This is a genomic window from Fischerella major NIES-592 (assembly GCF_001904645.1).
Taxonomy (GTDB): domain Bacteria; phylum Cyanobacteriota; class Cyanobacteriia; order Cyanobacteriales; family Nostocaceae; genus Fischerella; species Fischerella thermalis.
In genome coordinates this window covers 39103-65624 of record NZ_MRCA01000018.1, presented here as the reverse complement: position 1 = coordinate 65624, position 26522 = coordinate 39103, and the positions used below count along the sequence as shown (strand labels likewise).

Below are 26522 nucleotides of genomic sequence, written 5' to 3'. Positions count from 1 at the left end.
GGATGGCATTTATTACTAATTCAAAGCCTACGACATAATAGTGTACGATTTGTCAGGTAGCTGCCCGCCATCGCCTGATGTATTTCCGTCCGGATATTAGGCAATTAAAAGGGCAAATAAAGGTGTTCACCAGATAAGGTGGTGAGCTTCTGTTACAGGGAGGCGGGGTAGTGGGGTGAAATCTTTCTCCCTCTTTCCCCACCATCAGCTTTTTCTCTTTAACCTTTCTCTAAATTTTGTTCCACCTTCATCTACGCTATCTATCTTTACCTATGGATCTAAAATCTCTGATTCGTGATATTCCAGATTTTCCTAAATCCGGAATTTTATTTCGAGATATTACTACACTACTGCGCGACCCCCAAGGGCTGCGCTACACCATAGATTTGTTTACACAAAAAATTTTAGACGCCGGACTGAAAGCAGATTACGTGATTGGAATGGAGTCACGGGGCTTCATGTTTGGCACACCCCTGGCTTATCAATTAGGAGCTGGTTTTATCCCTGTGCGTAAACCAGGTAAACTACCAGCAGCAGTACATTCGATTGAATATGAACTAGAGTACGGTAAAGATTGTTTGGAAGTACATCAAGATGCTTTGCACCCCCAAAGTCGAGTTTTGATTGTAGACGATTTGATTGCCACAGGTGGAACCGCAGGCGCAACAGCAAAACTAGTAGAAAAAATCGGCTGCGAACTGGTAGGATTTGGGTTTATTATCGAGCTACGAGATTTACAAGGGCGTAAAAATCTGCCAGATGTGCCGATTGTCAGCCTTGTTGAATATTAATCATTGGTCATTGGTCATTGGTCATTGATTAATAGTTACTACCTGTTACAAATAGCAAAGGACTAAAAAAATGGCAAATAACGAATGACTAATGACTAATGACAAAGGACTAATGACAAATGACTACCACAAAAATTTCCCCGGAAGTATTTTGGCATTGGCTAGTAAGGACATTTACTAGCGAAACTTTTCTTTATGTGATCAAAAGATTATTGCAGGCGCTGTTAACTTTGTTTTTGGCGTCGGCGTTGTCGTTTTTTATTATTCAACTTGCTCCTGGAGATTTTTTATCCACACTACAGCAAAATCCAAAAATCGATCCAGCGAGAATTGAACAACTCAGGCGACAATTTGGTTTGGATAAGTCATGGCCAGAGCAATTCTTTCTGTGGCTGTGGCGTATTATCACTAAAGGGGATTTTGGCACAAGTTTTGTTTACCAGCGTTCTGTAGCGTCACTGATTTGGGAGCGAGTTCCAGCAACTTTATTATTGGCGATCTCTTCTTTGATTGTGACTTGGGCGATCGCTATTCCGTTGGGTATCGTTGCTGCTGTGAAGCAAAATCGCTTTACAGACCGAATTTTACAAGTGATTAGCTATGCTGGGCAAGGATTTCCCAGTTTTATCACTGCTTTGTTATTACTGATTTTTGCTCAATTGACTACACCCCTATTTCCTGTGGGTGGGATGACAAGCATCAATTACACTGATTTGACATGGTTTGGTAAAATTCTCGATGTCGGCTGGCACATGATTTTACCCACTATCGCCCTCAGCATCACTAGCTTTGCTGGGTTACAGCGCATTACTCGTGGTGAACTATTAGATGTACTGCGTCAAGATTACATTCAAACAGCTCGCGCTAAAGGGCTACCAGAAAATCGAGTCATTTACGTTCATGCTTTGCGGAACGCCATCAACCCCTTAATAACTTTGTTAGGTTTTGAGTTGGCGGGTTTACTAAGTGGTGCATTTATTGCTGAATTTTTCTTCAATTGGCCCGGTTTAGGAAGATTAACTTTGCAAGCAGTGCAAAATCAAGATTTATATTTACTGATGGCAAGCTTAGTAATGGGTGCAGTGTTATTAATAGTTGGTAACTTGATAGCAGATTTGTTACTCAAAGCAGCTGATCCTCGTATTCGTTTAGAAAATTTAAATTAGTCCTTTATTTGTTGTTGGTTTTTGGTTGTTTGTTGTTTGTTATTCCAACCAACAACCAACAACCAACTAATAACAATTGACCATTAACTATGTTTTCCGAAATTTATTATTTAGTAAGGTCAAAAACTGACGGTCGTTATCTCACAGCCCATCCCAATGCAGAAGGTGTGAGTTACCTATTAATGTTTCGTGAACACTCTGATGCTCTTAGCTATCTCAACACCCACGCGGGAGAATTAGCGAATCGTTTTGCTGTGGAATCTATTCCTGGTTCCCAGCTAAAAGCTTTGCTCAAACGTTGGGGTTTTGGTGGTATGGCTATGGTTACTGATCCGTTGTTACCAAAAATTGAATTTTTACAACAAGGTTAAAAACCACAAACCGCCAAGGATTCAAATTCTTGGCTAACAGCATCGATTTATTTCAAGATGACTCAATTTAAGGATGAGTCTCAATACGTTTTTTAAGATACAAGGTTGAGTTGAGGGTGGGCTTACCCAACACAGCCGCGAGCATGTCGATTTACCCTGCACTGCTTCAGCGCAGGGCGCGTCTATTTTCCTCCTTATTCCTATTTCCCTGGATTACTTCATGAAGTTACCACTAGTTAATTTAGATGCATCTAAGTTTGGCATCACAGAGGAATTATCAAACCCACCAAGTTTTGTATTGTCAAATACGTCAACACAACTAGTAGTATCACCACCAATGTTTTTGGGTTTCAGGTAATCAGAGAATTTATTTTGACCGCTACTAACTTGGCCAGCCAGAATTTGACGTAGGTCGTTTCCGTTCTGATTAGTATCAGAACCAGCAATCACGTCTTTGTCTTGTACAGTGCCATATACTAGGCGATCGCTTCTACCACCAAAAAGAATATCAAGGAGGTTCTTGTTCCAGTCACCGACCTTGAGGACATTTTTATCTTTTCCTCCGGGTAATACATTTTTGCCTTGATCACCAGTCAGCATATCGACATCAGCATCACCTGTGAGGGGTTTTTTCTTATTTCCTCCATTCAGTTGATCATTCGTTGGGCTACCCTCGATGACATCATCATCTTGGCTGCTTTCTGGTGGCTTAACCGTTTCGCCACTCCCGGTATCAGTATCATCACCTGGTTGAGGTGTAGGTTCAGAAGATGAAGAATTTGGAATGTAGCTATCGGGGTTAAGATCACCACTACCAAACTTCTGAACCCAATAATTGTCATCAAAGCCAACACCGATTTCAGTATATTTGGGATTGAGAATATTAGCCCGGTGTCCAGGACTGTTCATCCAATCAGCCACAACCTGTTCAGGAGTTTTTTGACCTGCGGCGATGTTTTCGCCCATTGTTTGCGCTTCATAACCAACAGCTTTTGCTCGATCCCACGGGCGAGAACCATCTGGCGCTGTGTGACTCAAAACACCAGTTTCTGACATCTGTTCAGCATATTCGTCAGCAGCATAGTTGAGTTCAGCATTCTCTTTTAGAGGTGCAAGACCATTGTTAGCTCGTTCTTGGTTTGTTAGCTCAACAACTTGTTGTTCAAATGTCATATTGTTTGTCGCCATTTCACTATCCTCACATTTTTCCAAATAGAACTAGCCATGCAACCCTGTCAGGGCGCACAACCGTGCGCCCTATAAATCACTAACTCAGAACAAAGTTACTGGGGCTTAAACTTGATGCATCAACGTTTGACAACATCATCAAATTCTCGAAACCACCGGATTTTTGACTTCCATCGATGTCTAGGCGAACGGCTGTATCACTACCAACCTGTTGAAGTTCCAGGTAGTCAGAGAATTGATTTGAGCCGCTATAAGCTGGGCCAGACATAATTTGACGCAAGTCGATCGCATCTTGATTGTGGTCAAAATCAGTAATGGTATCTCCTTGGCTTTGCACATCCTGATAGATAAAGCGATCGCGCCCAGCACCACCAGTTAATTCATCTTCTCCCAAGCTATTGAGAGCATCTTGGCCTTTACCCCCTGATAGTTCATCATTGTTTGAACTACCCATGAGGATATCGACACCACGATCGTGCATATACCCCTTGACTTCGCTCTGACTTTGACCATTGTTGAGGGTATCACTTCCGTTACTAGCAGTTTGTGTGACGGGAGTAGCTGATTGAGAGTTACTACCATTGTTGATAAAATCTTGTATCACCTCCCATTTCGGAGAAGTAGATTGATTAACGTGTTCTAAAGCACCCCAAGCCCCCCATTTAGTCGGTGTGACAATGTCAGAGTAGGCGACAAGTTCACTATCACCACTTAGCTTTTCCCAACCTTCGAGGTATTCTTTATACACTTGTCCCATACGTGGGTCACGGTTAGCCTCGATAAATAAATCAGTGATTGCCTGATTATTCTCTGACCCGTTAAGCCCTGTCAGATGCTGTCCACCTTCATAGCCAACTAGATCCAGACCATATTTTTTCGCCTGTTCTGAGTGCTTGCTGATGTTGTCTAGTTGTTTGGGTAGTTCTGTTTTGTTCAAGTAGTCAAAGACTTTGTTCAAACCTCCGTCTGATTCTTTAGTCCAGCTTTCTACTTCCGATTCTGCAAGTGTCCAATCTTGTTTGTTGGGAGTTACAAATATCCCCAGGTAAGGAGCAATGCCGATCGCATCTACTGTAGAATTTGGATCGTACGCCTTCACCTTCTGCATCAGTTGGTCAGTCAACTGTAAGTTACCATTCTGAGCGCCAAGAACAGTGACCACGCGATCGCTATCGTTGCCAAAGGCTTTATCCCAGATATCACCCATCTGTTCTGTACGGCGACTGTGCCAGTCTGTCCAGTCACCACCCAACTTTTGCCCTTGCTCCTGCGCCCATTGATGTTGACCAAAAGCACCATTCCACACTTCGTTGGAATATTCTACATAAACCTTCAGGTTGGGGTTGAGCTTTTCTTTGACAACTTTGGCAAAGTTAGCCATGTATTCATCGGAAGCTTGGTGGGGCATATTAAACCAAGGATTCGCCCCAGTACGATTGGCTAAGTCAACCATTACTTCTACAGGCACACCCTTATTAAAGTAGGTGTAAGTAGAACTGTCAACTGTCGGTCGATTTTGCCAATCACTCTGTTTGGAGTTGTTAGTACCCATCCAATCCATAAATCGGAGGGTGGAGTAATTGTCAGTTTTCTCAACAAAGGTAGGATTAAATACCTGTTTCTGGTAATTTTTTTCCTCGGCTTCAGGTACAAGGCGGATGTTGCGAAGATAATTTCCTGTACCTTTAGGATCTGTTTCGGTAAGTGATAAGGATATCCCCTCACTAGAAGGCGTGACATTAATTACATCACGGCCAGGTTTAGAAGCACTCTTTACGAGCTTGGCATCCGAGCCATACTCTAGCTTGCCCTCGCCTTCGTACAAAACTACATATTTACCACTAGGGTAGTTTTCTTTGACTCCTGGTGCGGGAGAGATGAGATTGACCAGAGTTTGAACGCTATCATAATTGCCACTGCCTGATTTCGGCAAGGATTTTACCCAACCATTTTCATCTAAATCCAGTTGAATTCCTTGCGGCTTGTCTCCTGTTTTGGAATTTTGAGGCATCCAGTCACTGGCCGTTTTGAAGTGATCCAAAAATGGTAATTGGCTAGACCAGTAAGAAACTCCATGCAGGTTTACGCCTAAAGTATTCGCCATGATTATCCCTTTGATTAACGCCAAATGGTTTTTCCCCTACACACCACACTCCTATACCAAAACACCTAAGCACAAAGGTTTTACCTAAGACTGGAACTCATAAGCACCTATATCAACGCCCTTACCTTGACCGCGTTGTTTGCCGTTGTAATCCAGCTTTGCGTAATCAGCGATCGCTGCGGAACCAGCATCAATTGCTGGTGAATCTGCTGTGAGATTGAAATTATTGCCTTCTAAGTCGGCAAATCCAACCGAATCTGTCTGCGTATTGTTCTCAGCTTGCAAATTACTCACGCCATTGCCGGTTTCATAGACTTTTTCAAACTTATTCGTAAATAAGTTGTGGTCTAGGGTGACATTCTCAGCATCTTCAACAAACCCATTACGAAAACTGCTATTCGCAAAGATATTGTTGCGAACCAGAATGTTCTTTGGTTTATAACCGCCATAGTTGTCAGAACCATCGATTAAGAAACCTTGAACATTGCCATCAACAGTATTGTTGACAATTTCCACATCACTCACATTACTGCTGACACCAATTCCTTGACCACTATTCACCCCATCCTTGCCGTTATCAAGAACAATGTTGTTGTAGACACGGATATCAGACACATCTCCTTGATTGGGAACTTCATCCGTAATCACAAGTCCACCAGCAGTATTATTGGCAACAACATTGTTGTAAACATCAATGTTGAACATGTCAGCGCGGTTGCCTTCAATATATAGGGCAGGACCGCCGCTATAGCCATCGGGTGTACCACTAACTATGGCTTGACCAGTAACAGTATTGTGGTGGACAGAACCATTGCGGGAGCCAGTTTTAATATCAATACCTTCGCGGTTGCCTTCTTTAACAGTGTTATGAGCCACCTCGAAACCATCAACACCCCAGATACTCAATGATTCTTGTGTTCCAGTTGTGAGGTCGAAACCGTCGTTGATATTGCCTTGTTTGGCAGCGTTACCCTTCCAGATCCAGCTTGCTCGTTCTACAGTGTTATTTAACACCTTGATATTTTTACTCGTCACTTCGCCTTCCCCACCTTCATAGTAGGTATCTGGCATGACGATGATCCCAGAAGCACCAGTCTCGAAGGTGTGATTATTTTGCACCGTCATGTTGTAAGCGTCACGTAAAGAAATTCCCGCCCAGGATGTGTTTTCAATTCGGAAGCCATCAATCACCCAATTACCTTTGCCAGCTGACTGAATTACTCCTTCCCGGAAAAAACCACTCTTTGGATCAGGGTCGCGCAAGGTAACATCACCATTGGCTTTGAGTGTGATGTCACCCAACTTACTATCACCAGATTTACCCAGGGTGATGATTTCCGTGTAAGTGCCGGGTTGAACTAGAATCGTGTCACCTGACTGAACAGGAGATTTTTCATTCACTGCATGGTTGACAGTTTTCCAAGGTTTATCAAGTGTACCTGGATTATCATCGCTGCCATTGGGTGAAACGTAGTAGACATTCCCGGAGTTTTTAGACTGACTCGAGTCTGTAGTTGCTGCTAGAACAGCTGGTTCGCGAGTAGAGTCGCTCAAATTGATACTCGTGCCTAGAATATCTGAAGTTGTAGTTTCTGGTTGAGTATCAGAGTTGGGCTGTATATTGCTGAATTCCTTGATACCATTGTCTTTGATGCCAGTCAGAACATCTCTATCTATGCCATCATTATTGAGGAATTGCCTATCTTGTGTTTGAGAAAATAGGTTACTGCCATTGCCACTATCTAATCCGTTGTCTTTTGTACCCAAGCTTTTGTGCTGCCAAGTACTAACTCCTGAATTAGGTAAGGATTTGACCCAACCAGTTTGATCTAAATCCAGTTGAATTCCTTGCGGCTTTTCCCCTATTTTGGAATTTTGAGGCATCCAGTCACTAGCAGTTTTGAAGTGGTCCAAAAATGGTAATCCGCTAGACTGGTCAGAAACTCCACTTAGGTTTGTACCTAAAGTATTCGCCATGATTATCCCTTTAATGAACGCCAAATGGTAGATTCCCTGGGATACCTACGGGAAATTTATCAACACAGCTAAAGTGAGAATTACTTTTAATTGCTTTTTCCTGGTGTACGGAGAAGCTAGTAATTCATCTGTTTTGCTATTAGTCATTTGTATGTACGCACGTATATAAGAACAAGTGACTAATGCAATGCTTGCAGCAATTCTTGAACAAGAAATGGTGTATACGCCCTAAGAGCAGTTTCCCGCGGGATACTTGACCTCAAAATATTGTTGCGACAACAGCAAAAAAGCAGTGACTACGAAATTGTTCATTCACTCAGAATAAAAGCTACTGTAGCTTTTCTCGCGCTTGCCTTGTGACGGTCATTCAACTGTCACAAGACGGCAAAAATACAATTTATACATATATTTTGAATGTCCTTTTATATCGGAAAATTGATATTATTCGGCCATTTTGCATAATTAGCTTTTAATATATCTGCCAATCAGGGAAGCAAAAATCGCTCTATCAAGTACTTTTAATTACAAAAAAAATATTTTTAAGAAAGTCTTTACCGCAAAAAGAGTAACAAGCTTTTGTCAAAAAAATTGCAAATCAGTATAGAATGTAATGTTTTGGTAAAGTTTCCCGAGAGTCAGGGTAAAAAATTGACAAAGTCTTATTAAAAATTTTCCTGATGCAATCAAAAACTCGATGTAAATCAATAGAGACAGGGTCTAACTATTAACTATTTGTAGATTGACTTTCTGACTAGTCTTGCCCTTGGTGAGACATTTCAGATTTTCAAACATTGAGAACAACGAATCGCGCAAGAACCGGAATTATGACGATACAAACCTTGCAAGTGGGTAACGAAGTACTTCAGGCAAATCAATTATTGTCTTTGCTACATCGTTATCAGTTGTTGCCGCAGGTATTACGCGCCAAAGTCATAGACGAGGCGATCGCGCCTTTTAATTGCACAGAAGCAGAGAAGCAAGCAGCGATCGCCAGTTTTAGGGCGCGTTATCAAATCACCTCACCAGAGGAACAACAAGCATGGTTGCAACAGCACCAGCTAACAGAAGCAGAAATGCAAGAATTAGCAATCCGTCCGGTGCTGATCAAAAAATTTCAACTTCTCATGTGGGGCAGAAAATTAGAGTCTTACTTTCTGCAACGCAAAGCCAACCTAGATCAGGTCGTGTATTCTCTAATTCGCACCAAAGACGAAGGACTAGCCCAGGAATTGTATTTTCGGATTTGTGAAGGAGAACAATCTTTTGCGAGTGCCGCCGAGAAATATTCCCAAGGACCAGAAGCAAAAACAGGAGGAGTTTTGGGGCCAGTTCCCTTATCTCAACCCCATCCAGTCATTCAACAAATTTTATCGATCAGTCAACCGGGTCAACTCTGGGAACCACGGGCTATAGCCGAGTGGTTTGTCATCATTCGCCTAGAAAAATTAATGCCTGCACAGTTAAATGACGCTATGCAGCAGCAGTTATTAGATGAACTCTTTGAAACCTGGATACAAAAACAAGTTCAAACGCGCCTACAATCTTCCAGCCACGTTATGGAAACTGTAGCAGCATAAATTACCAACACTACCCAGGTTTAGGGAAACCCAGATTGCCCACTCCGTGGAGATCTGGAACATTAAATTCAGTGAACAGTACTAACCGCAGTTATCAAGGCGTATGGTAGAGGACTAAAACCCAAGGATTTTACTGATCACTGATAACTGATAACTGTGAAGTGAGGTTGTGAGGAAAGGAGACAAAAAAATTGCACATGTTCTTCCCATTATCTAATGCGCCACCGACACCTAAAAGTTGGTGGATAGACCACGCTTGTTGTGTGGGAGTTTCTAGGAGAAATTTAGATGAAGCCAGCTATTACCCAAACCGACATCATAAAATTCTTAGCCGACACTCCCCCTTTCACCAAACTATCGTCTGCCACCTTAGAAACAATTGCAGCGAAATGCCAACTGTTGCAATATCGTACTGGACAGTGGATGTTGGTGAGGGAAAGAATGCCAGCGCAAGTGATGATAATTTATCAAGGACAAGCGCGGCTATTGGGCTACGACCAACGTCGGGCTGCTCAGGTGAGTTTGACGGTGGTAGAGGCAGGAGAGTTCCTGGGTTGGCTAGGATTATTACGTGGGGTCAGTTGCGAAGCAGCGATCGCTTCTAGCGAAGTCATTGCTATTACTCTGGAAGCAGAAGAATTTCTGCAATTAATGGCCAAAGAACCAGAGTTTGCCCAAGCAGTGCGATCGCGTCCTCAGATCACAGAAGTCTTTGACCTCCTGAGTTTGGAACTCCAACGACAAGCAGATGCAGCTACCGATTTAAAAGACTTAGTCCGTCAGCTTTGGCAACAAATAACGGTGGTGAATCTGCCACCAGGGAAAGTAGATTCCCAGAAATTTAATAATGACCACCTCTGGCTAATCAGCGCTGGTATGTTCGATGGAATGAGCGTTGGTAGTCGATTGTTGATAGATAATAACCATCCAGATATTTGGCACAGTGACACCGAAATTCGCTTAATTGGTATTCCCTGGAAGTCTAATAACGAGAAGGCTAACAAAGACAATACTTCCACTCTGGCAATCTCCCCCGCCCCAGAATACCCACCGAATCCTGCTGTCGCACATATCGCACCACCAGACAGCATTTTTGTATCAGGACAAGGACTCCTTGATGTTTCCTTGGCGTGTTTCCAGATGTTACATCGCATCTTAGGGGGTTCTTTTCGCCGGGATTTAATTCGCAAAGTCTTGACAAATCAACTCAAATCGAACAAGCAGATTTCCCTACAAGTAGCAGGGGCTATTGTCGAAATGATGGGTTTGCAAGCCCAATTAGTCAAAGTTCCTGCTAACGTCATCAATCGTTTGAGTGCGCCAGCCATCATTTACTGGCAAGAAAGCTTGGCCTTACTGTATAAAATCACAGAACATGAAATCGTCGTTGCTGCCCCAGAAACAGGCATTTCTTATTATTCTCTGGGGGAGTTTGGCAACATCTGGGGACAATCAGGACAAGTCTTGGTTATCGAAAAACCAGAAGAGGAACGTCCAGAAAAATTTAGTCTGCGTTGGTTTTTACCTTCCATCTACAAATACCGCTTGGTATTGATTGAGGTTCTAGTTGCTTCGTTCTTTGTCCAAGTATTTGGCTTGGCAAACCCAATCATTACCCAGATCATCATCGATAATGTCTTGATGCAGAAAAGCCTCGATACTCTGGATATTTTGGGGATTTTTTTGCTTGTCATTGCAGTATTTGAAGCCATCTTGACGAGTCTGCGCACCTATTTATTTGCCGATACCACCAACCGGATTGATATCCGCCTGGGTTCAGAAGTCATTGAACACCTGTTGCGATTGCCGTTGAGTTACTTTGAACGTCGCCGCGTCGGTGAATTGGCAGGGCGGATTAATGAACTCGAGAATATTCGTTCTTTCCTTACAGGAACAGCATTGACAGTGGTTCTAGATGCGGTTTTTTCGGTGATTTATATCGCCGTCATGCTGTTTTATAGTTGGGTGCTGACACTAGTTGCACTGGCTTGTGTCCCATTGTTTGCCCTGTTGACAACTTTGGTGGTTCCCGTCGTGCAGCGACAATTACGCAAAAAAGCCGAACGCTATGCTGATACCCAATCTTATTTAGTTGAGGTACTCACCGGCATTCAAACAGTCAAAGCCCAGAATATTGAATTAAAATCCCGTTGGCAATGGCGCGATCGCTATACCCGCTACATCAGTGCTGGATTCAAAAACGTACTAACTTCCAGCACCGCCAACTCCATCAGTGGATTTTTAAATCAATTCTCTAGTTTTGTATTGTTGTGGGTAGGCGCTCATTTAGTGATCTCGAATCAACTTACCCTTGGTCAATTAATCGCCTTTCGCATCATTGCTGGTTATGTTACCAGTCCCTTGTTACGTCTGATTCAACTTTCACAGAACTTTCAAGAAGTCGCATTATCCATCGAACGTCTGGGTGATGTCTTAGATACTGCGCCAGAAGTACCCATACGCGATCGCCACAATATCCCCTTACCGGAAATTCAAGGCGCAGTCAAATACACAAACGTTTCCTTTGGTTTCAATCCTGACGATGCTTTGCAACTGCTCAATATCAATCTTGATATTGCCCCTGGTACTTTCGTCGGCATCGTCGGCCAAAGTGGTTCCGGTAAAAGTACAATGACAAAACTATTACCCAGGCTCTACGAACCATTGACAGGGCAAATTCAGATAGATGGTTATGACATTAGGAAAGTAGAGTTAAATTCCCTGCGCCGTCAAATTGGCATGGTGCTACAGGATACCCTATTATTTGAAGGAACGATTCAAGAAAACATCGCCCTCATTCGCCCAGAAGCAACTACCGAAGAAATTATTGCAGCTGCCAAAGCAGCCGCCGCCCATGATTTCATCATGGCACTACCCAACGGCTACAACACCAGCGTGGGAGAACGGGGTTCTGCCCTTTCGGGTGGACAACGGCAACGTATCGCCATCGCCCGTACAATTTTACAAAATCCGCGACTACTGATTTTAGACGAAGCCACCAGCGCTTTAGATTACCAATCAGAACAACAAGTATGTCGCAACCTCATGGAAGTCTTTAGTGGTCGCACTGTCTTCTTCATCACCCACCGTCTGAACACCGTCAAAAATGCCGATGTCATCATCATCATGGATCGGGGTGCGATCGCTGAACAAGGAACCCATGACGAACTCATGGCCATGAAAGGACGATATTACTGTCTCTATCAACAACAAGGACAAGAAGAGTAGTTAATTGTCAAGGGTCAATTGTCAATGGTATTAGTTTTTCTCCCTTGTCTCCCAAGTCGTCCCCCCTGTCCTCCTTGTCCTCCCACTCCCCACCTCCCCACTGCCCCTAATCCCCACTCCCTTGGGGGAGTGGGGGCCCCGAGTTCCCCACCTCCCACTTCCTACACCTCCTGTACATAAAACAAAACCATGCTTGATCCATCTTTTTTGCTGCTAGCTTGTACAAACTGTTCAGAAGCGTCACTTAACACCCCCGAAACACCTGCTAATCATTGTGAGCAAATTCTGGTAGATGAAACAACAACTCCATCAAACCCAGATTTGCATAACTGTGTGACTGAACCGGAAGCCACTAAAGTAAGTTTTTCATCATCAAACCAACCGAGATTGCAATTTGGTAGTCAAGGCGCAGCTGTTTCCCAACTGCAAACTCAGCTGCAAAAATTGGGACATTATCACGGTGCAATTGATGGTAAATTCGGTGTACTTACCCAAGCAGCAGTTATTGAATTTCAGGAAGAGAAAGTATTAGACTCTGCCGGTGGTGTTGTTGATGCTGTAACTTGGCACTCCCTCCAACCATCCCCACCCAAGGTTAAAACTACTAAAACTGGCCCTGGAGATAGTTTTGTAGCTCAGAGCAGCCAAGAAAGCATAAATTCAAGCACAAGTCAAGCAGATAATTTTGTAGATCAGAGCGATCGCCAAAACACAAATCAAAACGCAAATCAAAACAACAATTACCATGTAAATTACTTAGAAGCAGCCCCAAGCCAAACATCTATTTTCTTGCCTTTGGGTGGTTTCATGTTTTTGCTGACAGCTGGGGGATTAGTATTTATTTGGAAGCGTCTGCCAAAAACCCAACGTCAATGGCAATTGCTGTTGCAAGGAAGTACAGCAATTTTCAGTTCGGGAATTACCATACCTCGTGATACACCTAGTGAGACACATGACTTTGATCAGCCAGTCATTTTAAAACAATCCCGTGTCTGGTCACATGCTATTGTTTGGAGCATCGTCGGTGTGACCAGTTTTGCAGTGGTTTGGGCTTGTACTGCCAAAATCGATGAATCTGTTCCCGTGCAAGGTAAACTCGAACCCAAAGGTTTAGTGAAAGAAATTCAAGCACCAGTGGGGGGAGTGATCAACAAAATTCATGTTCAGGAAGGACAAAGAGTCGAAAAAGGCGATCTTTTGGTTAGTTTTGACCCCACAGTTGCCCAAGCAAAACTACGCTCACTGCAACAAGTGCGAGCCAGCATAGTACGAGAAAATAATTTTTACCGTACCCAGATGCGAAGTGCAACAGCTAATTCTACTACAAGAGAGTTCCAGATATCACCAGAGCTAGCATCACTCACAGAAAACCGTGTTGCCTTGATACGGGAAAATGAACTTTATCGTGCAGAATTGCTGGGTGAGACAGCAATACGTAACCTTGATCCAGACTTGCGAGAACGTTTGATTAACAGACAAACAGAAAGAGACTCTCGCCTTGCCACAGCACGGCTAGATGTAGAACAATTAACCAAGCAGTTAAATCAAGTGCAAGTCCAATTAACGAGTGCGAGGGGTAGTCTGGCAACAAATTTGGAAATTGCCGATAATTTAAACACTTTGGTGCAAAAAGGAGCCTTTGCTCGCTTACCTTATCTAGAAAAGCGCCAAACAGCAGACGCTAGCAAAGCTGAAGTTAACCGCCTTGTGCAAGAAGAACAACGTTTGCGGCTGGCGATCGCACAATCACAAAAAAAATTAGAAAATGCGATCGCTCTATCTAAAGAAGATTTACTCAGTAAAATTGCTGAGAACGAAAAGCGCATTGCTGAAATAGATAGTCAACTCACCAAAGTGATGGTCGAAAATAAAAAACGCATCCAAGAAATTGATGGCGAAATTAGCGAAATTCTTTCGACCCTAAAATATCAAGAAATTCGAGCTACAACTAGTGGAATTGTTTTTGATCTTAAGCCTCGTAGTTCTGGTTACGTCTACAATACCAGCGAATCCATTCTCAAAATCGTGCCGCCAGAAAATCTTGTTGCTCAAGTTTTTATCACCAACAATGATATTGGCTTTGTCAAAAATGGAATGCCCGTTGATGTGCGGATTGATTCTTTCCCCTACACAGAATTTAGTGATATTCGAGGCGAAGTAGTTCGGATTGGTTCTGATGCTTTACCACCTGATCAAAACACTCCATACTACCGTTTCCCGGCTGAAATTCGCTTATCAAAACAATCGATTAACGTTAACGGCAAAGAAATCCCTCTCCAGTCTGGCATGTCTTTGAACGCTAATATCAATGTTCGTAAACGGACTGTGATGAGTATTTTCACAGAAAAATTCTTAGGCAAGATAGAGAGCCTAAAATATACTCGTTAGTCTGGAGTTATACTAATTCAGTTTACACAGAGTTAGTATAACTGGATGAAGTTTGCGTTGGTCGGGGTTCACCTTCCCCTACCATACGCAGTCTCTGTTGCTTTTGCTTATTCAAATGAAGATACGTGTTCGCCACTCAGATGATTAAGTGACCAACGGTGATCAACAGTCATTGATGAACCTTGGCAAATTTCTTCTAGATGTTTTTGTTGCACAGCAGCTTTGCGGAGAGTAATAATTAGCTGATTGACTTGATTTCGCAGTTCTGGATTATTACTTACTGCTAACATTGTTTGTCTTTCTAGTAATTGCAGTATAAGTTCGTAGTGGATGGGTGAAGGCAGAGGAATTTGCTCCATGAAGTTTATTTTTTATTTTGATTTCCAATCCAAGACTGTTTGTTAATCAGTAAATTGTTACATAAGTAGAAGGCAGATGGCACAAGGAGAAAGGCTGAATCTATCTAGTTTATGGGCATAAGCATTTTACGTTTAATTATGTTCATATACATTAGACAACAAATATTTGCTGGAATACTGGCTTGACTCAAGTAATTAATATTTGGTGAAAAGATTAGCAATCGCTAATTCTGGATCTGGTTGTTTAACTAATGATTCACCAATCAGGACAGCAGAAGCGCCTGCTTTTTTTACCACATGCAGGTCATCAGGTGTATGTAGTCCTGACTCACTCACAACAATAATGTTCCGTTCCTGCAAATTTTTACCTCTTGCTGATAAAAGCTCACAAGTGGTTTGTAAATCAACAGAAAAATCTTCGAGGTTACGATTATTAATACCTACTAAAGAAACACCATCTATAGCTAACACACGGTCAAGTTCTGCTAAAGTGTGGACTTCAATTAATGCTGCCATTTTGAGAGTATTGGCAATTTTAACAAAGTATTGTAAATCCTGATCGCTGAGGATAGCTGCAATCAGCAAAACTGCATCTGCACCAAGAACGCGGGCTAGATACATTTGATAGGGATAGATAATAAATTCCTTACACAGCAACGGTAAATCCACAGCAGTGCGGATTTTAGCTAAATTATCAAAGCTACCTTGAAAGAATTTTTCATCTGTTAATACAGAAATGCAACTAGCGCCGCCTTGTTGATATTGCAAAGCGATCGCCACTGGATCAAAATCTTCTCTGATCACACCTTTGCTGGGAGAAGCTTTTTTGACTTCAGCAATTAAAGCTGGTTTAGTCTTTCCATCTCGCAGCGCCGCCACAAAATCACGGGTAGCCGGTGCAGTTAAAGCTTGCTTTTGCAACTCCTGTAAGGGTTGCTTTTCCCGCATTTGGTCTACTTCTTCTTCTTTTTGCCAAACAATTTTTTCGAGGATGTTTCTTGGTTCAGCATCAGGAGTGGCAACCTGATATCTTAAATTAGACACTGCAACAGTTGGATTTGGTGGACGGCGACGGATTTGCATGGGAAATTATGAATTATGAATTATGAATTATGAATTATGAATGATGAGTGATGAAGGTTTGATAATTCATCATCATTCATCATTCAGCATTTAGAGGGCGACTGCGCGTTTATAAGCTTCGTCTAGCACTTCTGAGAGTGTGGGGTGGGCGTGAACCAAATAGGCAAGGGCGTGGACAGATTGACGGTTGGCGATCGCGGCTGAAGCTTCGTGGATGAGGTCGGAGGCGTGCATTCCAAAAATATGGACTCCTAAAACTTCACCACTGTCTTTACGATAAATTACTTTTGCCATACCATCGGCTTCGCCTTCTGCCAAGGCTTTGGAATTACCTTTGAAGTAACTCTTTGCCACTCCGATTTCAAAACCTCCGGCTGTAGCTTTTTCCTTGGCTTGTACTTCTGTCATCCCGACATAGCTCACTTCGGGGTGAGTAAAAGCTGCTGCGGGGATACTAAGATAGTCTATTTCTTTGTGTCTACCACAGATATTTTCTACTGCCACAATACCCTGAGCAGAGGCAGCATGGGCTAGCATCATTTTGCCAGTGGCATCGCCAATTGCCCACAAATGTGGCACAGGTTCACCCCCACTTAACACAGCCATAGTGTCATTGACGGGAATAAAATTCCTGCGGTCTAATTCTACACCTACTGATTCTAAACCGAGATTTTGGGTAGCTGGAATCCGTCCGGTTGCCACTAAACAAGCATCGACTTCTAGCACATCTACATCTTCTTTGGTTTTGAAGTCGGCTAATTCTATTACCACTGGGGAACCCGGGATGACTCTTTTGGCGTATATTCCTACATAGGTTTCAATATCGCGGGGAGTGATTAGCACCCGTTCGGCAAGTTTGGCAATATCACGATCAAATCCTGGCATTAATTGATCGAGTGCCTCGATCATAGTAATTTCGCAACCCAAAGCCGAGTAAACATCAGAAAATTCCAAACCTATGTAACCACTACCAATAATTGCGACCCAATTTGGTAATGATTCTAATTTTACCCCTTGGTCGCTGGTAAATACTGTTTTTCCGTCTACTTCAATCCCGGGAGGGACAAAGGGAACTGAACCAGGAGAAAGAATAATATCTTTAGCAGTGATGGTTTTTTCACCACTTTCTGTTATTATACTGACTTTTTGAGCGCCGACGATTTTGCCCCAACCCCGAATAATATCAACCCCCAAACGCTTGAGGCTGTTGGTTAGGTCTCCTTGAATTTTCGCAACAAGATTATTAGCGTGGTCGGCGATCGCTTGCCGATCAAATTGTACACCTGCGACTTGAATCCCCAACGTTTTGAGATGATGGGCGTCTCTGAGTTCTCGTACACGTCCAGAGGCTGCCAACAATGCCTTAGAAGGAATGCAGCCTCGATTGACACAGGTTCCCCCCATATCAGCCGCTTCAATGATTGCTGTCTTCAAACCACAATTAACGGCGTGCAAGGCAGCTCCATGTCCGCCCACTCCAGCGCCGATAATCACTAAATCATAATCAAATCCTTGACTCACGTTAGTTTCCCCGCGTGCATAGCCCTATATATTCTTAAACTGACAAAGTAATCAGTGCAAGTCTATTTAATTTTAGGCTGTTGGGGGGAGTGGGGAGTGTGAGGGGTGTGAGGGGTGTGTAGACGCGCTCATAGGCTTCTCGTAAGGGTGGAGTGTGGGCATTGGAAATTATCAACAACCAACTACTAACCACTATTGTACTAATTATTAATAATTAATTTTGATTATTTATTCAATACTTATTCCTGAAGACAGAGGTAATTGTTATTTATTTATTTCTAGGGAAATATTGGCTTTTATTTTTGAAAATTAGAGAATATTTATGCAAAGATTCACTATCAAAATAAACTGAAAAAATTATGGCGAAGCCAATTGAATTTAATCTATTTGCGCCCTATAACAAAGCAGCAGCTTTAATTGGTTCTTTTTGTGATTGGCAAGAGATTCCAATGGAAAAAGGTGATGATGGTGATTTCCGTACAACAGTTGAATTAGAAGATGGAGATTACCAATATAAATTCCGTGTACAGTCGAAATCCTGGTTTTTGGAAGAAGACCAATGGGTTGATGTTACAGATCCATATGCTGTAGATATAGATGAATTAAGTGGTCAAGATAATGGGATCGTACATATCAAAGATGGACAAAGAATAGTTGATACTTACGTTTGGCAGCATGACGATAAACCTTTACCTGCTGACCATGAATTAGTAATTTATGAATTGCATGTCGGGGACTTTTCCGGTGGTGAAGATGATCCTTATGCACGTGGTAAGTATAAACATGTAATTGAAAAATTAGATTATCTATGTGAATTGGGCATTAACGCTATTGAGTTAATGCCTGTGAAAGAATATCCAGGTGATCATAGCTGGGGATACAACCCCCGCTATTTTTTTGCCACAGAATCTAGCTATGGTTCTACAGCTGGGTTAAAAAATCTGATTGATGAGTGCCATGCTAGAGGAATTCGCGTCATTATGGACGGGATTTATAATCACTCAGAAGCATCAAGCCCATTAACTCAGATAAACCACGATTATTGGTATCATCACTCTCCGCGTGACCCTGATAATAGCTGGGGACCTGAGTTTAATTACGAATTATATGATGAAAATTTAGAGACTTACCCAGCTCGTAGATTTATTGGTGATGCAGTGCGTTTTTGGATTGAAGAATATCATATTGATGGTATTCGCTACGACGCAGCGCGGCAAATTGCGAATTATGATTTCATGCACTGGATTGTACAAGAAGCGAAAAAAACTGCTGGTGCGAAACCTTTTTATAATGTTGCTGAACACATTCCTGAAACTACCAGCATCACTAATGTTGATGGACCGATGGATGGTTGCTGGCATGATAGTTTCTACCACTGTATTAAGGAACATATCTGTGGTCAAACCTTTGATTTAGAAAGACTCAAAGATGTCATCGACTGTAAACGTCAAGGCTTCATGGGCGCTACAAATGTTGTCAATTACGTGACAAATCATGATCATAATCATTTGATGGTTGATTTAGGCGATCGCAACATTTTTGATGAGGAAGCTTTCAGAAGAATCAGATTGGGTGTGGCGATTTTAATGACTGCTGTTGGTGTACCTTTAGTTTGGATGGGTGAAGAGTTTGGTGAGTACAAACCTAAGACTCCAGAATCAGCAAAAATTGATTGGACACTACTAGGTAATGATTTGAATCGCGGTTTATTTGAGTACTATAAAGGTTTAATTAACCTGCGTAAACAAAATCATGCGCTTTACACAGAAAATATTGACTTTATCCACGAAAATCCAGAGGCAAAAGTATTAGCTTATAGTCGCTGGAATGATGAAGGTTCCCGTGTGGTTGTTGTCGCTAATTTCTCAGAAAACTTCCTTGCTGGCTATCATGTGCCTAATTTCCCTAATGGTGGTACATGGCACGAATGGACAGGAAATTATGATGTTGAAGCTGGCGATGATGGCATCATGATTGATATTGGCCCTTACGAAGCCAAGGTGTTTGTTTGGCACTAAAGACCTCTTGCAAAAGTCAAATTAACCCCCCTCTATTCCCCTCCCAGATTTTGCTTAGGGTTAGGGTGGGGTAAAAATATTTTTGCCAGGATCTAGTGTGCATTGGCGGAAAGTTTGAGCTAGGGCTTGGGGCGTACTCTTTCTTGAAGCCGCCCTACGGGCGTCTACAAAGCAGCGTCCCGCAGGGAACCTCAAAGCTTTCCAACAGAGTAGTCGATTTCTCAAAAAAACTATTTTTTACCGAACGCAATGTTTCTTCCATCTCTATATCAGCCGTAACTTTTAATAGGGAAGTATTATCAGTTTTCAAATTAAGCGATCGCACTAATGACAGTGGCAATGGTTGTTGACTAATTCTGTTAATGTAATCTGCATTTAAATAAGTCAGGTAACTTGGTTGGTTAGCTACATAGCTTTGGAAAAAGGGCAGGCTTAAAAATTTAACATAGCGTTGTGCTAAAGCCGGATTTGGGCCGATCACTTGTTCGGGAACAGGGATGACAGAGTTTGGTGATTCTGCGATTGTCGAAAAGTGCGTACCGCCACTAATTAATGCTAAATACTTATTAGTAGTTGTTAACCAAGTAAAAGGTTGAATTTGTTCTGGCAAAGCTGGGGCAGCTGTATCATTACTGCTGCTGACAATCATGACCGGAATTTTGATTTGACTGAGGCTATCTTTTCCGAGAACAATGCTATTAATTGGGTTAATAGCGATCGCTGCTTTGATGCGTGAATCAGATAGGTCATACTCCTCAGGTAAGGATAATTCCGCAGTCAAACACTGGAGCAAAAGCGAAACATTGAGGGTATCTTGTGGGGGTGGACAGCTTTGTTGGATTTGGGAAAAGTTAATTGGTGCGCCTGCTAATGCTAAAGCTGTGTAACCTCCAAAGGATTGACCAATTACGCCTACCTGTTCCAAATTGAACCGTCCTCGGAAAGCTGGTTCAGACCGTGAGCGGCGAGCAAGTTCATCTAAAAGGTATCTTACATCCAAAGGTCGATCAATAAACTCCCTGGGACTTGTAATATTAGCTGCTCTACCTGATAGTAATGCTTGTAACTGCTGAGCGTTGCTACCAGGATGTTCAGGAACCGCCACAACAAACCCATAGGAAGCCAAATATTCAGCTAAGTAAACAAAACTAGTTCGATCACAACCAAGTCCGTGGGAGATGACAATAACTGGTCTAGGCTGAGAAACTTGTGGTAAATAAATATCGGCAGGATAGATACGATCGCGAGACTGATCATTGAGGTTAATGGTTTGCTTTTGCCATTGATAAGATCCTGGTTGCAATAAATTTATAGTGTTACTAATACTTTCTGGTGAAGCAGTGGTTGCTTCTTGGTTAGCTTCTTTTTGAATCAGGGCGATCGCTTGTTGAGTCTGGTTGAGAAAACTCTGGGCTAAGTTGGCTAGCTGTAGGGCGCGGGCTAAATTAATTGAAAGCCGACTTGAGGGAAACTTGCGTAGTACATTTAATAAAGTCAAGCCTTCCGGTTCAGCCGCAGCTAAAATTAATGCTGCACGAATTCCGTATAAACCAGTAGCCCGAGTTTCACCCTCAATCACTGTTGCCAAATTCTCTAGCAATCTTTCCCCGATTGGTGTGTAGAGAAACTGGGAAACTTGTACCGCATTTAAGGGAATAGGAGTTAGTAATACCTGTTTGATTTGCTCTAGTCGCTCTTTGGGTGTATATTGAAAATAAGCAGCCAATTCATCATCAATTTTGCCTGTTCTGGCGTAATCTTCTAGAGATTGAACTGATACAGAACGCTCCAACAGACCGTAGGACAGGGTTAACCGTTCTGCACCCAAGACAGGGCGGGGAATGATCGTAGGTATGAGACAGGTGGTAATAAGAAAGGCACCTGAGAACCACCCAATACGATTTTGGATTTTAGATTTTCGATTTTGGATTAGGAATGCTCGTATGCCTCTGGCTTGTGTCATTTGTCATTGGTGATTTGTCATTTGTCATTTGTCATTGGTGATTGGTGATTGGTCATTGGGCATAAGTATTTATTCTCCCCACCCTCCCACACTCCCCACACTCCCCACACTCCTCACACTCCCCACACTCCTCACACTCCCCACACTCCCCACACTCCCCACACTCCTCCTTCCCTTGTTCCCAATCCCCAATCCCCATCACTCACGCCTCTCCCCCAACAACCACATCACGTATCCGCAGACTTGGCCCGCCACAACCTACAGCTAAACCATTTTGTGCGTCTTTACCACAACCACCAGACTCGTCCCAGTAAAAGTCGTCACCAATTGCTTCTATATCTGCCAGGGTTTGAAACACGTTTCCTGAGAGAGTTACATCTTTGACTGGTTCAGCTATTTTCCCATTTCTAATCATCCAAGCTTCCCCAGCGCTGAAGGTGAACATTTCCCCATTGGTCATTCCACCCAACCAGTTACGCGCATAAACTCCTTGTTTAATACCACTGAATAAATCAGCCACAGGTGTTTTACCTCTTTCTATCCATGTATTGGTCATGCGGACAATGGGGGCATAGTGATAATTTAAACACCTAGCGTTGCCTGTTGCTGTTTCTCCTAACTTACCTGCGGTTTCACGGGAATGCAATCTTCCTACCAAAATCCCATCTTGAATTAACTGCGTAATTGTTGCAGGTGTGCCTTCATCATCGTAAAAATAACTACCACGATGTCCAGTTAGGGCTGCACCATCAAAAATTTGTAATTCTTCCGGGCCAAACCTGCGTCCAAAGGTCATTACCTCTAACAAATCTGGGTTTTCGTAAGCCATATCTGCTTCTGATAGATGTCCAAAGGCTTCGTGAACAAATAAACCAGTAAGAATCGGATCAATAACTACGGTGTAGGTATCACCTTTGACTGATGGTAAAGTTAAAGCTGCTACTGCCCTTTCGGCAGCGCTTTTGACTTGTGTATCTAGGTTGATTAAATCTTCAAAAGCTTGGCGAGAACCGGTGGTTTCTCTACCAGTTTGCACAGTATCACCATCTCTTGCAGTGGCAGCAAAGCGCATTTCCATATCTACCCAAGACTGTTCAATGAAAGCGCCTTCACTGGTAGCAACAATTACTCTTTGACTGGTGTCACTGTAGCGTACAGATGTGGTGCTGATGCGATGGTCTACACTTTTGAGGAGATCACAATAGCGATCGCATAATTCTTTTTTACGAGTTAAAGAAACAAGCCGGGGATCAGTACCTGTCAAGGGTAATTGACAAACTGCTTGTACTGGTTCAATGGGAGCAAGTATAGTTTCTTCATCACCAACCATCCTCGCAGCAGCAATTGCTTCTTCGATGCGTTCAGCAATTGATGTCAAGCGGTTAAAACTGCTGAACCCCCATCCGCCCCTATAAGTAGCACGAATATGTCCACCGATAGAAATAGCCTCGCTGAGAGTTTCTACTTTGTCGCCACGCAACAGTATATCTGTACCTTCAGCTTCTTCTAGGCGAATCATTAAATAATCCACCTTAGATGCATAACGCTTCAGTAAGTCAGAAAGCAAATTTTGCACATCCACAAGCAAGGTAGGCATTTGGCAGATAGGAACAATGAGGACTTGTTTATATTCTCTAATAAAGGCTGAAACTTCAAGAATAAAGCGTGAAACTTCTAGAATGAAACGTGAAATATAAAGTGTGTTTTTTGATCCTTTATCTTGTATTCTTTTTTAATGCGATCGCCATAGAGTGTACGGGAAGCCTTTATCGTTGATGTTGTCAAAAATGCAAGCAAAGCTGCCAAAAATATTTAAGTTAAAGGCAGGTAATGCCAGCAAGACAGTCTTGCTGTTGGCAGGAATCTTTTTTTTCCTGTGTTTGTTATTTACCCTGCACCGCTACTATACCTTTTACGCTTCCTTTGACCAAGGCATTTTTAACCAAGTTTTTTGGAATAACCTGCATGGTCGTTTTTTTCAAAGTTCTCTTTCTTCTAGTCTTTCGACTAATGTAGTTCACGCTGGCGAAGTTCCCACAGTATATTATCATCGACTCGGACAACACTTTACGCCGGCGTTATTGCTGTGGCTACCCATCTATGCCTTATTTCCCTCTCCTGCCACTTTAACTGTTTTGCAAGTTATACTAATCACGGCGGCGGGTTTGGTGTTGTACGTACTGGCTAGGCAATATCTCCAACCACCACTAGCAGTCATGATTACCGCCAGCTTTTACGGTGCTAACGCGGTGATCGGGCCGACTCTGAGTAACTTTCACGACATTTGCCAGATTCCCTTGTTTGTATTTACCCTGCTGCTAGCAATGGAAAAACGCTGGTGGTGGTTATTTTGGTTGCTGGCAGTTTTGATTTTAGCTGTACGGGAAGATGCAGGTATAGGATTATTTGGGGTTGGAGTTTACATGATTTTGAGTAAACGCTTTCCCCGCGCTGGCGTTGCTGTATGTATCCTCAGTTTTGGTTACATATTAGTATTAACTAATTTGATCATGCCGTTGTTTTCTAAAGATATTTCGCAACGGTTTATGTTGGAACGATTTGGACAATATGCCGATGGTGAGGAAGCTTCCACCATAGAAATTATTTGGGGGATGATTAGCAATCCGCTGCGTTTATTAGTAGAGTTATTTACACCACTAGATAGAACTATTAAATACTTATTAGGACAGTGGTTGCCCTTAGCATTTGTACCTGCTGTAGCCCCTGGTTCTTGGATGATCGCTAGTTTTCCCCTATTGAAATTATTACTAGGCAAAGGAGAATCTGTTTTATCTATTACCATCCGTTACGCTTTAACCGTCGTCCCAGGATTATTTTACGGGTCTATTCTCTGGTGGTCGCAGCGTCAACAAAAATTTAAACCTGCATTTCGCCGTTTGTGGATAGGTTGTATTTGTCTGTCTCTATTTTTTACCTTTACATCTAATCCCAATCGCACTTTTTATTTTGTCATTCCAGATTCAGTCAAACCACTAGTATATGTCTCATTGCCACAACAATGGCAACATGTAAGTCAGATGCGCCCCCTGCTGGCACAAATTCCCCCAGATGCGAGTGTATCTGCAACTACCTACATAGTTCCCCATCTTTCTAGCCGCCGGGAAATCTTGCGTTTACCTGCCTTGGAACTGCGTAATGATGCCCAAAAAGTAATTAAAGTAGATTACGCGATCGCTGATCTTTGGCAATTACAAAAATATCAAGTTGCATTTAAAAGCGATCGCAGTTTATTAAAAGATTTAACCCCACTGATTGACCAGCTCATAAATAATGGCGAATATGGAATCATAGGCTTTGAAGATGGCGTCATTTTATTAAAAAAAGCTGCCAGTTCGGACACACAAGCAAAAGCAGCTTGGTTACAATTCCGGCAAGAGTTAGCAGAAGGAGATCGGGGATAAGGAGGACAAGGGTGATGGGGTGATTGGGTGATGGGGAGTAGAGGAATAACAACTAACCACTAACCACTAACCACTAACCACTAACCACTAACCACTAACCACTAACCACATAACCAATGACAAATTTTAGATAAATCTAAAGGCTTGGGGGATTGCATCAAATGAAAATATTAGTACTGAGTTGGGAATTTCCGCCCCGTATTGTTGGAGGAATTGCGCGCCATGTCTCAGAACTGTACCCAGAAATCGCCAATTTAGGGCATGAAGTTCATCTAATTACGCCTGAATTTGGTCATGCACCCATGTTTGAAGTCGTGGACGGAGTGCGTGTGCATCGCATTCCTGTGGCTAGTGGTAACGACTTTTTCCATTGGGTAGTAAACATGAATGAAAGCATGGGCAGCCATGGGGGAAAATTGATCGCGGAAGAAGGCCCCTTTGATCTCATCCATGCTCATGATTGGTTAGTTGCAGATGCGGCGATCGCTCTCAAGCATACCTTTAAAATTCCCCTAATTGCAACAATCCACGCTACTGAATACGGACGCTACAACGGTATTTACACAGATACCCAACGTTATATCAGTGGTAAAGAAGAACTATTAGCCTACAACGCTTGGCGAATTATTGTCTGCACCGACTACATGCGTCGAGAAGTAGAACGAGCCTTACATAGTCCTTGGGATAAAATTGACGTTATTTATAACGGTATTCGTCCAGAAAAAAAACGCCATCACGAAGACTTTCACGCCCAAGACTTTCGTCGCCAATTTGCTGAAGACGGCGAAAAAATTGTTTACTATGTCGGTCGCATGACCTACGAAAAAGGTGTATCTTTGCTCTTAGCCGCTGCTCCTAAAGTACTGCAAGAAATGGGGGGTTACGTTAAGTTTGTGATTATCGGTGGTGGCAACACTGATCATCTCAAAAAACAAGCTTGGGATATGGGGATTTGGCATAAATGCTATTTTACCGGCTTTATTTCTGATGAGTACTTAGATAAATTTCAAACCATTGCCGACTGTGCTGTTTTTCCCAGCCTTTATGAACCCTTTGGAATCGTTGCCTTAGAAAGCTTTGCTTCTCGTGTACCAGTAGTAGTATCTGATACAGGCGGTTTTCCAGAAGTAGTGCAGCATACAAAAACAGGCATTGTCACCTATACCAATAACCCTGATTCTTTAGCATGGGGAATTTTGGAAGTTCTAAAAAATCCCGGTTATCGCCAATGGCTAATTGATAACGCTTACGAAGATTTGGAACGACGCTTTAGCTGGCCGAAATTAGGCAAGCAAACAGAAGAAGTATATCAGCGAGTGGTGCATGAGCGATCGCTCGTAGTGTGGTAAGAAAATTCTTGGTGTCT

General features: G+C 42.6%; 17 protein-coding genes. 9 read left to right on the top strand and 8 right to left on the bottom strand.

Annotation, left to right across the window (positions count from 1 at the left end; all coding sequences use genetic code 11):
* Nucleotides 1-272: 272 nt before the first annotated feature.
* The 3 genes from NIES592_RS21705 to NIES592_RS21695 all read left to right on the top strand — a co-directional run bounded on the left by NIES592_RS21705 (nt 273) and on the right by NIES592_RS21695 (nt 2328).
* Nucleotides 273-791, top strand: coding sequence for an adenine phosphoribosyltransferase (locus NIES592_RS21705; protein WP_009457299.1), 519 nt, complete (start codon nt 273-275; stop codon nt 789-791).
* A gap of 119 nt (nt 792-910) precedes the next feature.
* Nucleotides 911-1957 (top strand): ABC transporter permease, encoded by a 1047-nt coding sequence (locus tag NIES592_RS21700; RefSeq protein ID WP_009457300.1) that lies wholly within the window; start codon nt 911-913, stop codon nt 1955-1957.
* Nucleotides 1958-2046: 89 nt separating this feature from the next.
* Complete coding sequence (locus NIES592_RS21695) at nt 2047-2328, top strand: hypothetical protein (RefSeq protein WP_062247795.1); 282 nt, start codon at nt 2047-2049, stop codon at nt 2326-2328.
* Nucleotides 2329-2541: 213 nt separating this feature from the next.
* On the opposite strand, the gene NIES592_RS21690 is transcribed toward NIES592_RS21695, so the two are convergent.
* The 3 genes from NIES592_RS21690 to NIES592_RS21680 all read right to left on the bottom strand — a co-directional run bounded on the left by NIES592_RS21690 (nt 2542) and on the right by NIES592_RS21680 (nt 7597).
* Nucleotides 2542-3516, bottom strand: coding sequence for a CAP domain-containing protein (locus tag NIES592_RS21690; RefSeq protein WP_073556860.1), 975 nt, complete (start codon nt 3514-3516; stop codon nt 2542-2544).
* 79 nt (nt 3517-3595) lie between these two features.
* Nucleotides 3596-5620, bottom strand: coding sequence for a type I secretion C-terminal target domain-containing protein (locus tag NIES592_RS21685; RefSeq protein ID WP_073556859.1), 2025 nt, complete (start codon nt 5618-5620; stop codon nt 3596-3598).
* An 84-nt stretch (nt 5621-5704) separates the two neighbouring features.
* Nucleotides 5705-7597, bottom strand: a complete 1893-nt coding sequence (locus tag NIES592_RS21680) for a choice-of-anchor Q domain-containing protein (protein WP_073556858.1) — start codon at nt 7595-7597, stop codon at nt 5705-5707.
* 824 nt (nt 7598-8421) lie between these two features.
* Between NIES592_RS21680 and NIES592_RS21675 the strand changes: the two genes are divergently transcribed.
* From NIES592_RS21675 to NIES592_RS21665, 3 genes are all read left to right on the top strand, one after another.
* Nucleotides 8422-9174 carry a peptidylprolyl isomerase gene (locus tag NIES592_RS21675; protein WP_073556857.1) on the top strand — a complete coding sequence of 251 codons (753 nt, stop codon included), beginning with the start codon at nt 8422-8424 and terminating at the stop codon, nt 9172-9174.
* Between the two features lie 288 nt (nt 9175-9462).
* On the top strand, nt 9463-12402 hold the full coding sequence (locus tag NIES592_RS21670; RefSeq protein WP_073556856.1) for a peptidase domain-containing ABC transporter: 2940 nt from the start codon (nt 9463-9465) through the stop codon (nt 12400-12402).
* Nucleotides 12403-12591: 189 nt separating this feature from the next.
* On the top strand, nt 12592-14790 hold the full coding sequence (locus tag NIES592_RS21665; protein WP_073556855.1) for an HlyD family efflux transporter periplasmic adaptor subunit: 2199 nt from the start codon (nt 12592-12594) through the stop codon (nt 14788-14790).
* A gap of 107 nt (nt 14791-14897) precedes the next feature.
* Here NIES592_RS21665 and NIES592_RS21660 read toward each other — a convergent pair whose 3' ends face one another.
* The 3 genes from NIES592_RS21660 to lpdA form a co-directional block, all read right to left on the bottom strand.
* The gene (locus NIES592_RS21660) at nt 14898-15149 is read right to left on the bottom strand and encodes a DUF5340 domain-containing protein (protein ID WP_009457308.1); all 252 of its coding nucleotides are present in this window, start codon (nt 15147-15149) and stop codon (nt 14898-14900) included.
* A gap of 195 nt (nt 15150-15344) precedes the next feature.
* Nucleotides 15345-16232, bottom strand: a complete 888-nt coding sequence (trpC, locus tag NIES592_RS21655) for an indole-3-glycerol phosphate synthase TrpC (protein ID WP_009457309.1) — start codon at nt 16230-16232, stop codon at nt 15345-15347.
* Nucleotides 16233-16322: 90 nt separating this feature from the next.
* A complete protein-coding gene (gene lpdA / locus NIES592_RS21650) occupies nt 16323-17753 on the bottom strand; it encodes a dihydrolipoyl dehydrogenase (RefSeq protein ID WP_073556854.1) in 1431 nt (476 codons plus the stop codon).
* A gap of 359 nt (nt 17754-18112) precedes the next feature.
* Between lpdA and NIES592_RS21645 the strand changes: the two genes are divergently transcribed.
* Complete coding sequence (locus NIES592_RS21645) at nt 18113-19771, top strand: alpha-amylase family glycosyl hydrolase (protein WP_073556853.1); 1659 nt, start codon at nt 18113-18115, stop codon at nt 19769-19771.
* A 154-nt stretch (nt 19772-19925) separates the two neighbouring features.
* Here NIES592_RS21645 and NIES592_RS21640 read toward each other — a convergent pair whose 3' ends face one another.
* Together NIES592_RS21640 and NIES592_RS21635 are read right to left on the bottom strand one after the other, a co-directional pair.
* On the bottom strand, nt 19926-21734 hold the full coding sequence (locus NIES592_RS21640; protein WP_073556852.1) for an alpha/beta hydrolase: 1809 nt from the start codon (nt 21732-21734) through the stop codon (nt 19926-19928).
* Nucleotides 21735-21936: 202 nt separating this feature from the next.
* Complete coding sequence (locus tag NIES592_RS21635; protein ID WP_062247813.1) at nt 21937-23331, bottom strand: TldD/PmbA family protein; 1395 nt, start codon at nt 23329-23331, stop codon at nt 21937-21939.
* A gap of 190 nt (nt 23332-23521) precedes the next feature.
* Between NIES592_RS21635 and NIES592_RS21630 the strand changes: the two genes are divergently transcribed.
* Complete coding sequence (locus NIES592_RS21630; RefSeq protein WP_073556851.1) at nt 23522-25156, top strand: DUF2079 domain-containing protein; 1635 nt, start codon at nt 23522-23524, stop codon at nt 25154-25156.
* Nucleotides 25157-25317: 161 nt separating this feature from the next.
* Entirely contained in the window at nt 25318-26505 is a 1188-nt protein-coding gene (locus NIES592_RS21625; protein WP_062247815.1) for a glycosyltransferase family 4 protein, read from the top strand.
* Nucleotides 26506-26522: the final 17 nt, after the last annotated feature.